General features: G+C 70.9%; 5 protein-coding genes. 4 read left to right on the forward strand and 1 reads right to left on the reverse strand.

Annotated features, from left to right (window positions below; genetic code table 11):
• Positions 1–145: 145 nt before the first annotated feature.
• The gene (gene glgP / locus JOC24_RS27005) at positions 146–2,824 is read right to left on the reverse strand and encodes an alpha-glucan family phosphorylase (RefSeq protein ID WP_205023003.1); all 2,679 of its coding nucleotides are present in this window, start codon (positions 2,822–2,824) and stop codon (positions 146–148) included.
• A gap of 716 nt (positions 2,825–3,540) precedes the next feature.
• Here glgP and JOC24_RS27010 point away from each other — a divergent pair.
• From JOC24_RS27010 to glgB, 4 genes are all read left to right on the forward strand, one after another.
• Positions 3,541–5,637, forward strand: a complete 2,097-nt coding sequence (locus tag JOC24_RS27010; RefSeq protein WP_205023004.1) for an alpha-1,4-glucan--maltose-1-phosphate maltosyltransferase — start codon at positions 3,541–3,543, stop codon at positions 5,635–5,637.
• Positions 5,634–7,361 (forward strand): maltose alpha-D-glucosyltransferase, encoded by a 1,728-nt coding sequence (gene treS, locus JOC24_RS27015; RefSeq protein ID WP_205023005.1) that lies wholly within the window; start codon positions 5,634–5,636, stop codon positions 7,359–7,361. The genes JOC24_RS27010 and treS overlap by 4 nt, the downstream gene beginning before the upstream one ends.
• A gap of 229 nt (positions 7,362–7,590) precedes the next feature.
• Positions 7,591–9,072, forward strand: a complete 1,482-nt coding sequence (locus JOC24_RS27020) for a maltokinase N-terminal cap-like domain-containing protein (RefSeq protein WP_205023006.1) — start codon at positions 7,591–7,593, stop codon at positions 9,070–9,072.
• Positions 9,069–11,410, forward strand: a 2,342-nt coding sequence (gene glgB, locus JOC24_RS27025; protein WP_205023007.1) for a 1,4-alpha-glucan branching enzyme, incomplete at its 3' end; no start/stop codon positions are given. The genes JOC24_RS27020 and glgB, both read left to right, overlap by 4 nt.

The following is an 11,410-nucleotide window of genomic DNA, read 5'->3' on the forward strand; positions in this document are numbered from 1 at the left end:
CGGTGGCCGCAGGGCCACACCGGCACGGCAGTCATGTTAGCGAGGTCGGGCCGAAAAGCACCTCTGTCGTGTACCGGTGGTCCCCCACGAACACAGGGGTGGGCCCGGCGCATACGCACGCCGGGCCCACCCTGAGGGACGGCCGTCAGCGCAGGAGGACCCCGCCGCCGTCACCCGTGGACCCGTTCGGCACCGCGACCAGGCCGAGTTCGGCACCCGAGGCGAGCAGCGGATGCGCGGGCAGGACGCGCACGGTGTAGCCGTAGGGGCCCGTACGGTCGAGGGCGAGCGGGCCCTCGTACAGCCAGCGGTCCTCCAGGTCGTGACCGCCGGCCGGCTTCAGCGGATACGTCCGGGCCTCCGCGATCGCGTCGCCGGAGTCGACCCGTCCGGCGACCACCTGCACCTCCACGTCCTCCGGGTCGAGACCGCCCAGGGCGATCCGGACCCGGAGCGCCATGCTGGACCCCAGCTCGGCGGACCCCCCTACGACGGTGTCGGCGGATGCCTCCACATGGTCCACCGCCACCTGCGGCCAGGCGGCACGGACCCTGGCCTTCCACGCGGCGAGCTCGCGGGCGGTGGCGGGCTCGAGCGCACGCCGGGACTGCGCCGCCGGAGCGTAGAGCCTCTCGACGTACTCCCGCACCATGCGGCCCGCGAGGACCTTGGGCCCCAGGGTCACCAGGGTGCGGCGGACCATCTCGATCCACCGCTCGGGCAGGCCCTCGGCGTCGCGGTCGTAGAAGCGGGGGGCGACCCGGTCCTCGATCAGCGCGTAGAGGGCGTTGGCCTCCAGCTCGTCGCGCCGCGCCTCGTCGGTGGCGGCGCCGTCGGCGGTGGGGATCTCCCAGCCGAAGTCGGGCTCGAACCACTCGTCCCACCAGCCGTCACGCACCGAGAGGTTGAGGCAGCCGTTGAGCGCCGCCTTCATCCCGCTGGTGCCGCACGCCTCCAGCGGCCGCAGCGGGTTGTTGAGCCAGACGTCGCAGCCCGGGTAGAGCTTCTGTGCCATCCCCATGCCGTAGTCCGGCAGGAAGACGATGCGGTGGCGCACCCGGGGGTCGTCGGAGAAGCGCACCAGCTCCTGCACGAGCCGCTTGCCGCCGTCGTCGGCGGGGTGCGCCTTGCCGGCGACGACGATCTGGATGGGGTGCGTCGGGTGCAGCAGCAGCTCCCGCAGCCGGTCGCGGTCGTGCAGCATGAGCGTCAGCCGCTTGTACGAGGGCACCCGGCGGGCGAAGCCGATGGTCAGCACGTCCGGGTCGAGCACACCGTCGATCCAGCCCAGTTCGGCGGTGCCCGCGCCGCGCCTGCGCCATGAGGCGTAGAGCCGCTTGCGCACCTCGGTGACGAGCTGCTCGCGCAGCCCCCGGCGCAGCTCCCAGATCTCACGGTCGGGGACGGCGGTCACGGCGTCCCAGCGCCTCGGGGTGCCGGCCGTCCCGCCGTCGACGCCCGCCTCCTGGCCGACCTCCGCACCGGCGAGGGCGTTCTCGGCGCGTTCGGAGCCGAAGGAGCCGGCACCCAGCCGGAGAACCTCGGGTGCGACCCAGGTCGGGGCGTGCACCCCGTTGGTCACCGAGGTGATCGGCACCTCGGAGGGATCGAATCCCGGCCACAGCCCGGAGAACATCTCCCGGCTGACGGATCCGTGCAGGGTGGAGACACCGTTGGCCCGCTGGGCGAGCCGCAGCCCCATCACCGCCATGTTGAAGAGGCCGGGCTCCCCGCCGTCGTAGGTCTCCATGCCCAGGCGCAGGATCTTCTCGACCGCGACGCCCGGCAACTCGCCGTCGTCACCGAAGTGACGGGCCACGAGCTGGCGGTCGAAACGGTCTATCCCGGCGGGCACCGGTGTGTGCGTGGTGAAGACCGCGCCGGCCCGCACGACCTCCAGGGCGGCGTCGAAGTCCAGTCCCGTCTCGGAGAGTTCCCGGATGCGCTCCAGGCCGAGGAATCCGGCGTGCCCCTCGTTGGTGTGGAACACCTCGGGTGCCGCGTGCCCGGTCAGCCGGCAGTAGGTGCGCACCGCGCGCACACCGCCGATCCCGAGCAGCATCTCCTGCAGCAGCCGGTGGTCGCTGCCCCCGCCGTAGAGCCGGTCGGTGACGTCGCGCTCGCCCGGTGCGTTCTCCTCGACGTCGGAGTCGAGCAGCAGCAGGGGGACGCGCCCGACCTGGGCCAGCCAGACCGAGGCGTACAGGGAGCGGCCGCCGGGCAGGGCGAGCACCACACGGCTGGGGGCCCCGTCCGCCTCCCGCAGGAGGGTGAGCGGCAGCTCGTTGGGGTCGAGTACGGGGTAGTGCTCCTGTTGCCAGCCGTCCCGGGACAGGCTCTGGCGGAAGTAGCCGTGCCGGTAGAGCAGGCCGACGCCGATGAGCGGCACGCCCAGGTCGCTGGCGGCCTTCAGGTGGTCACCGGCCAGGATGCCGAGCCCGCCCGAGTACTGGGGCAGGGCCGCGGTGACCCCGAATTCGGGTGAGAAGTAGGCGACGGCGGCGGGGAGCTCCGCGCCCTGGGAGAGCTGGTTCTGATACCACCTCGGGCCGCCGAGGTACTCCCGGAGCCCCTCGGACACCTCGGTGAGGCGGCTCAGGAAGCGCTGGTCACCGGCCAGCTCGGTGAGGCGTGCCGCGGAGACGGCGCCCAGCAGACGCACGGGGTCGGCGTCCGCCGGCCGCCAGCCCTCCGGGTCGGCGGCCCGGAAGAGCTGCTGGGTCTCGGTGTGCCAGGACCATCGCAGGTTGCGGGCGAGGTCGCTGAGCGGTCGCAGGGGTTCGGGGAGGACGGGGCGCACGGTGAACCGACGAATGGCCTTCACGTATCCCACCTTTACAGGGGACCTACGGATCCGAGGGGACGCACGACGGTGGGCGCCCTCTCCGTCACCCTCGACGGTAGCGGTGCGGCCCCGCGGGCAACCACGGCGCGCGACCGGCTCAGTGGGCCCGTCGCGGCGCGGTACGCCCGCCCCGGCCCCCGGCACCGCACGGTGGGCGCCCTCCCTCCCGCGACTCCTGGACCACCGCTGGCACCGGGGCCCGAAAGGCAACTCCGGCTCCTCGCGCCCCGTGCGCCCCATGGGCCAGATGCGCCATTTACCTACCTTCTGTCACGGGCGATATGGCTGATTCCTCACCTCACGCGGACTTGTGGCACCCCGCACCACAGGGAAGGCTGCGGAGGTGCCCGCGTGACGGCCGGGGGACCGGCGCGCGGCCCACGGCGCGTGCACCCGTTGCACCCAGGAGTTAACACACCGTCGGGATTGGCCTCCCGAAAGCGGTGGGAAAGCTTCCCCGGTAACACCCCGCGCTGCACATCCCAGGTGCCCCGGTCCGAGCACGAACCGTCCGCGCACCTGCCATTCGAGTGCCATTCGAGTGAACGCGGACAGGAGCGGCCATGCCCACAGCCCGCCAGCCGACAGCCGAGCGGCTACAAAGGACGCAACCCCACCATCGCGGCGCGCGCGGTCAGCCCCTCACGCCCACGTCGCGCGCCCCGCATGCCGAGCTCCGACCCCCAGGTGATTCCATGATCGGTCGCATTCCCGTCCTGGACGTCCGTCCGCTCGTCGACTGCGGCAGACGGCCGGCCAAAGCCGTCGCGGGCGAGACCTTCGAGGTCAGCGCCACCGTGTTCCGCGAGGGCCACGACGCCGTGGCCGCCAACGTCGTCCTGTGCGACCCGCACGGACGGCCCGGCCCCTGGACGCCGATGCGCGAGCTGGCCCCGGGCACCGACCGGTGGGGGGCCGATGTCACCCCGGAGTCCGAGGGCCGCTGGACGTACACCGTCGAGGCGTGGAGTGATCCGGTCAGTACGTGGCGCGCGGCCGCCCGGATCAAGATCCCGGCGGGCATCGACACCGCCCTGGTCCTCGACGAGGGGGCCGAACTGTACGCCCGCGCCGCCGAGGGCGTACCCAAGAAGGACGGGCGCGAGGCCGTGCTGGCCGCCGTCGACGCGCTGCGCGACACGCAGCGCCCGGCGGCCTCCCGGCTCGCGGCCGCGCTGGCCGCCGATGTGGACGAGGCGCTCGGCCGCCATCCGCTGCGCGAGCTGGTCACCGCTTCCCGTCCGCTGCCGCTGACCGTCGAGCGCCGCCGCGCCCTGTACGGCTCCTGGTACGAGTTGTTCCCACGCTCCGAGGGGGCACGGGAGGAGCCGGCCGCTCCCCCGAAGCCCGCCCGGAAGCCGCGGGCCACGAAGACCGCCAAGACCGCGGCGGCCACGCGGAAGAAGAGCCCTGCGGTCACGGCGGACATCGCCGGGCCCGCCACCAGGATGGTCAGCGGCACGTTCCGGACCGCCGCGGAACGGCTTCCGGCCGTGGCCGCGATGGGCTTCGACGTCGTGTATCTGCCACCGATCCACCCCATCGGCACTGCACACCGCAAGGGCCCGGACAACAGCCTGACCCCCGGCCCCGACGATCCGGGAGTGCCCTGGGCGATCGGCTCCGCCGAGGGCGGTCACGACGCCGTCCACCCCGGTCTCGGCACGCTGGACGACTTCGACCACTTCGTGTCGACGGCCCGCACACTGCGGATGGAGATCGCGCTGGACTTCGCGCTCCAGTGCTCCCCGGACCATCCCTGGGTGACGGAGCATCCGGAGTGGTTCCACCACCGCCCGGACGGGACCATCGCCTACGCCGAGAACCCGCCGAAGAAGTACCAGGACATCTATCCGATCGCCTTCGACAAGGACCTGAGCGGGATCGTCGCCGAGACCGTCCGCGTCCTGCGGTTCTGGATGGAGCACGGCGTACGGATCTTCCGCGTCGACAATCCGCACACGAAGCCGGTGGTCTTCTGGGAGAAGGTGATCGCCGACGTGAACCGCACCGACCCGGACGTGATCTTCCTTGCGGAGGCCTTCACCCGTCCCGCGATGATGCGCACGCTGGCCTCGGTCGGCTTCCAGCAGTCGTACACCTACTTCACCTGGCGTAACACGAAGCAGGAACTCACCGAGTACGTGACCGAGCTCTCGGGCGAGAGTTCCTCGTACATGCGGCCCAACTTCTTCGTGAACACGCCCGACATTCTTCCCGGTTACCTCCAGGAGGGCGGCCGTCCCGCCTTCGAGACCCGGGCCGTGCTGGCCGCGACGCTGTCCCCCTCCTGGGGTGTGTACGCGGGCTTCGAACTGTGCGAGAACACCCCGGTGCATCCTGGGAGCGAGGAGTACCAGAACTCCGAGAAGTACCAACTGAGGCCCAGGGATTGGGAGTCGGCGGAACGTGAGGGCCGCTCGCTCGCCCCCCTGATCACCTCCCTCAACCGGATCCGGCGCCGCCATCCGGCACTACAGCAACTGCGCGACGTCCACTTCCACTCGGTCGACAACGAGGCGCTGATCGTCTACAGCAAGCGCTCCGGCCCGGACACCGTCCTGGTGGTCGTCAACCTCGACCCTCACCACACCCAGGAGGCCACGGTCTCGTTGGACATGCCGCGTCTCGGCCTCGACCGGCACGAGAGCGTGCCGGTGCGCGACGAGCTCACCGGCGACACCTATCACTGGGGCAGGACCTTCTACGTGCGTCTCGAGCCGGGTGTGACACCGGCGCACATCGCGGTCCTGCGACCGTCCCCGCCGACCGGAGGGTCACCCACAACATGATCGTCAATGAGCCTGTCCACGACCTGTTCGAGGACACTCCCGCCAAGGACCGCGATCCCGACTGGTTCAAGCGCGCCGTCTTCTACGAGGTACTCGTCCGGTCCTTCCAGGACTCCAACGGGGACGGCGTGGGGGACCTCAAGGGCCTCACCGCCAAGCTCGACTACCTGCAGTGGCTGGGCGTCGACTGCCTCTGGCTGCCGCCGTTCTTCAAGTCACCTCTCCGCGACGGTGGTTACGACGTCTCCGACTACACCGCCGTGCTGCCCGAGTTCGGCGACCTCGCCGATTTCGTGGAGTTCGTCGACGCCTCGCACCAGCGCGGCATGCGCGTGATCATCGACTTCGTCATGAACCATACGAGCGACCAGCACGACTGGTTCCAGCAGTCCCGAACCGACCCCGACGGGCCGTACGGCGACTACTACGTCTGGGCCGACGACGACAAGCAGTTCCCGGACGCGCGGATCATCTTCGTCGACACGGAGACGTCCAACTGGACCTTCGACCCGGTCCGCAAGCAGTACTACTGGCACCGCTTCTTCTCGCACCAGCCGGATCTCAACTACGAGAACCCGGCGGTGCAGGAGGAGATCATCTCGGCCCTGCGCTTCTGGCTGGACCTCGGCATCGACGGCTTCCGGGTCGACGCCGTGCCCTACCTCTACCAGCGCGAGGGCACCAACTGCGAGAACCTCCCCGAGACCCACGACTTCCTCAAGCGGGTCCGCAAGGAGATCGACGCCAACTACCCGGACACGGTCCTGCTGGCCGAGGCCAACCAGTGGCCCGAGGACGTCGTCGACTACTTCGGCGACTACACGGCCGGCGGCGACGAGTGCCACATGGCGTTCCACTTCCCCGTGATGCCCCGTATCTTCATGGCCGTACGCCGCGAGAGCCGCTACCCGGTCTCGGAGATCCTGGCGAAGACGCCGGCCATCCCGTCGGGCTGCCAGTGGGGCATCTTCCTGCGCAACCACGACGAGCTCACGCTCGAGATGGTCACGGACGAGGAACGCGACTACATGTACGCGGAGTACGCCAAGGATCCTCGGATGCGGGCCAACATCGGCATCCGCCGGCGGCTGGCGCCGCTGCTGGACAACGACCGCAACCAGATCGAGCTGTTCACCGCCCTGCTGATGTCCCTGCCGGGCTCCCCGATCCTCTACTACGGGGACGAGATCGGGATGGGCGACAACATCTGGCTGGGCGACCGCGACGCCGTACGCACCCCGATGCAGTGGACGCCCGACCGCAACGCCGGTTTCTCCTCCAGCGACCCGGGGCGGCTCTACCTCCCCACGATCATGGACCCGGTCTACGGCTACCAGGTCACCAACGTCGAGGCGTCGATGGCGTCACCGTCCTCGCTGCTGCACTGGACGCGCCGGATGATCGAGATCCGCAAGCAGAACCCGGCGTTCGGCCTCGGCTCCTACAGCGAACTCCCCTCGTCGAACCCGGCGGTCCTCGCGTTCACCCGTGAGTACAAGGACGACCTCGTGATGTGCGTCCACAACTTCTCGCGGTTCGCGCAGCCGACCGAGCTGGATCTGCGGGACTTCCAAGGACGCCATCCGGTGGAACTGATCGGCGGGGTGCGCTTCCCGGCCGTGGGCCAGTGGCCCTACCTGCTGACCCTCGCCGGCCACGGCTTCTACTGGTTCCGCATGCGGAAGGACGCTCCGGCCGGCATCCCGCCACTGCCCGCGAACTGACGGCACATCATCCCGCCGGCGTCCCCTGCGGGGCGGTTTCCGCCGCCCCGCAGGGGGCACTCTGACCCCATATCGAGCTCTTCGGGGTTCCTGAGGGCTCATCAGCCACTCTGATCACGTCCGTACGGACTTTCCTCACCCGACACGTCCCGCACAGCCGGACAGCCATTGCCGCAATCCGGGACACTCTTCGCATCCTGTGGTGTGCCCGGGGAAAGGACGCGATGCCATGTCGGAGGCTGCATCCACTCGAGTCGCCCTGGCGAAGAGCACAACATCGAGAAAGACGACAAGAAGACATTCGAGCGCCACGGGCACCACGGCGCTGCTCCCCTCACTCGCCCCGCTGCTCCACGAGTGGGTGCCCCGTCAGCGGTGGTTCGCCGGCAAGGGGCAGGCCGTCACCGGATTCTCGCTCGTCGCCGCGACGGAGATACTGCCGCTGGACTCCACGGGCACGGGTCCCGGGCTGCTGCATCTGCTCGTCCGGGTCCACCAGCCGAGCGGCCGCCCGGCGCAGTCGCAGGGCGACTGCTACCAGCTGCTGCTCGGTGTGCGCACCGCACTGCCCCAGCGGCTGGCCGGCGCGCGCATCGGCCAGGTCACCGAGGGGCCGCTGGCCGGCCGCACCCTGTACGAGGGTCTGCACGACCCTCGCGTCGCCGATCTCCTGCTGGAGCGGCTCCGCGATCCCGGTTCCCTCGGCCCACTCCGCTTCGACCGCGCGAAGCCCATCCCGCCGGGTCTCACTCCGCGCTTCCTGGACACCGAGCAGTCCAACTCCTCGCTCGTCTACGGGGACGCGCTCATCCTGAAGATCTTCCGCAGGGTCTTCCCCGGCACCAACCCCGATCTCGAACTGCCGCTCGCGCTCGGCCGCGAGGGCTGTGGCCGGGTCCCCGCACCGGTGGCGTGGTTCGAGGCGACGACGAGCCCGGAGCCGCTCACGCTCGGCGTGCTGCAGCCGTTCCTGCACGGCGCGCAGGACGGGTGGCAACTCGCCCTCGCCGCCCTGGCCGAGGGGCGGGACTTCGTCACCGAGGCCCATGCGCTCGGCACGGCGACGGCCGAGGTGCACACGGCGCTCGCCGCCGCGCTGCCGACACCCTCCCTGGCCCACGACCGGACCAGGGACCTGGTGGCCGGGATGGTGGAGCGGCTGGAGGCGACGGCACAGGCCGTCCCGGCACTCATCCCGTACGTACCGGGGCTGCGGGCCGCCTTCGACGCCGTCGCGGCGCTCGGGGACACGGGGCGCGGCTGGGCGGCCCAGCGTGTCCACGGCGATCTGCACCTGGGCCAGACCCTGCGGGGGGAGGACGGTTTCTGGTCGCTGATCGACTTCGAGGGAGAGCCCGCCAAGCCGCTGCCCGAGCGCCGCAGCCCGCAGCCGACGGTGCGCGACGTCGCCGGGATGCTGCGGTCCTTCGACTACGCGGCCCGCTCGCACCACCCGTGGAACCCCGAATGGGCGGCCCGCTGCCGTGCCGCGTACTGCGAGGGCTACGCCCGCGCGGCGGGCTCCGACCCGCGCGCCCGGCCGGAGCTGCTGCGTGCCCACGAGACCGACAAGGCGGTGTACGAGGTCCTGTACGAGGCCCGGCACCGTCCCGACTGGCTGCCCGTCCCGATGGCCGCCATCCAGCGCCTGGCCGCCACGCCCGCGCGACCTCCGCTTCCCACCACTCACCCGAGGAGGCTGTCTTCGTGACCGCCCGCAAGCCGTCCCGCAAGCCGTCCGAACCCGTCGAGGTCCCGCCCACGGCCAAGCCGGTGGCCGCCGAGGTCACCGCCGCCGCGCCTCCCTCCACCGCTCCCGTCGCCGGCCCCGCCGACGCGGAGGCGCCTGCCGGGTCCCCCACGCCACCCCCCGCCAAGCGCGCCCGGGCCAAGCGGGCCACCGCGGCCGCCGGCACCACACCCCGCCCCCGCCGCGGCGGGGGCAGCAGGAACGTGCTGCCCGCCACCGCCCTGGACGACGCGGACCGGGGGCGGCTGCTCGCCGGTGAGCACCACGACCCGCACGGTGTCCTGGGCGCGCACCCGGCCTCGGGCGGTGTGATCTTCCGGACGCTGCGCCCCCACGCGCGCTCCGTCGCGGTGGTGGTCAAGGGCAAGGGGGCCGAACTGCAGAGCGACGGCGACGGCTTCTTCTCCGGGGTCCTGCCGCTTCCGGCCGTGCCCGAGGAGTACCGGCTGCGGGTCGGCTACGACGACGACACGATCGAGGTCGAGGACCCGTACCGCTTCCTGCCGGCCATCGGCGAACTCGACCTGCATCTGATCGGCGAGGGCCGGCACGAGGAGCTGTGGAAGGCGCTCGGCTCCCAGCCGATGGAGCACCAGGGTGTCGCGGGCACCCGGTTCACCGTGTGGGCGCCGAACGCGCGTGGCGTCCGCGTCGCGGGCGACTTCGACTACTGGGACGGCACGGCCTTCCCCATGCGCTCCCTCGGCTCCACCGGCGTATGGGAACTGTTCCTCCCCGGCGTCGGTGAGGGCGCCGTCTACAAGTACGACATCAGCAGGCCCGACGGCTCGCACACCCAGCGCGCCGACCCGATGGCCCGTAGCACCGAGGTGCCTCCGGCCACCGCTTCGGTGGTCACCGCGTCGCACCACGAGTGGCAGGACGCGGACTGGATGAGCCACCGGGGCGACCGCCCGGTCCACGAGGCCCCGTTCTCCGTCTACGAGGTCCACCTGCCGTCCTGGCGACCCGGCCTCACCTATCGCCAGCTGGCCGGCCAACTCCCCTCGTACGTAAGGGAGCTCGGCTTCACACACGTGGAGCTGATGCCGGTCTCCGAGCATCCCTTCGGAGGGTCCTGGGGCTACCAGGTCACCGGCTTCTACGCGCCGACGTCACGCATGGGCACCCCGGACGACTTCCGCTTCCTCGTCGACGCGCTGCACGCGGCGGGCATCGGCGTCCTCATGGACTGGGTGCCGGCACACTTCCCCCGCGACGACTGGGCGCTCGCCGAGTTCGACGGCCGCCCTCTGTACGAGCACTCCGACCCCAACCGGGCCGCGCACCCGGACTGGGGCACCCTGGAGTTCGACTACGGCCGCAAGGAGGTCCGTAACTTCCTGGTCTCCAACGCCACTTACTGGTGCGAGGAGTTCCACATCGACGGACTGCGGGTCGACGCGGTCGCCTCGATGCTCTACCTGGACTACTCCCGCGAGTACGGCCAGTGGTCGCCGAACGAGTTCGGGGGCCGGGAGAACCTGGACGCGGTGGCCTTCCTCCAGGAGATGAACGCGACGGTCTACCGGCGCAACCCCGGAGTCGTCACGATGGCCGAGGAGTCCACCGCCTGGGAGGGCGTCACCCGCGCCACGGACCACGGCGGGCTGGGCTTCGGCCTGAAGTGGAACATGGGCTGGATGCACGACTCCCTGGTGTACATGTCCAAGGAGCCCATCCACCGCAAGTACCACCACAACGAGATGACCTTCTCGATGGTGTACGCGTACAGCGAGAACTACGTGCTGCCGATCTCGCACGACGAGGTGGTGCACGGCAAGCAGGCCCTGGTCAGCAAGATGCCCGGCGACTGGTGGCAGCGGCGTGCGAACCACCGCGCCTACCTCGGCTTCATGTGGGCGCACCCCGGCAAACAACTCCTGTTCATGGGACAGGAGTTCGCGCAGGGAGCCGAGTGGTCCGAGGGTCACGGCCCGGACTGGTGGCTGCTCGACGAGACGTACGAGGCCTCCGGCGACCACCGGGGCGTACGCAACCTGGTCACGGATCTCAACGGGGTCTACAACGCGCTGCCCGCGCTCTGGCAGCGGGACACCGACCCCGGGGGCTTCGACTGGATCGACGGCGGTGCGGCGGAGGACAACGCGTTCTCGTTCGTGCGCTACGACGCCGACGGCTCACCGCTGATCGCCGTCTCGCACTTCTCCCCGGTGGTGCGCCAGGACTACCGCATCGGCGTGCCGGACGGCCCGGAGGCCTGGGTCGAGGTCCTCAACACGGACGCGGCCCGCTACGGCGGCAGCGACGTGCGCAACGAGGAGCAGCTGAAGCCGGA

The organism is Streptomyces sp. HB132, from assembly GCF_016909575.1.
Taxonomy (GTDB): Bacteria; Actinomycetota; Actinomycetes; order Streptomycetales; family Streptomycetaceae; genus Streptomyces.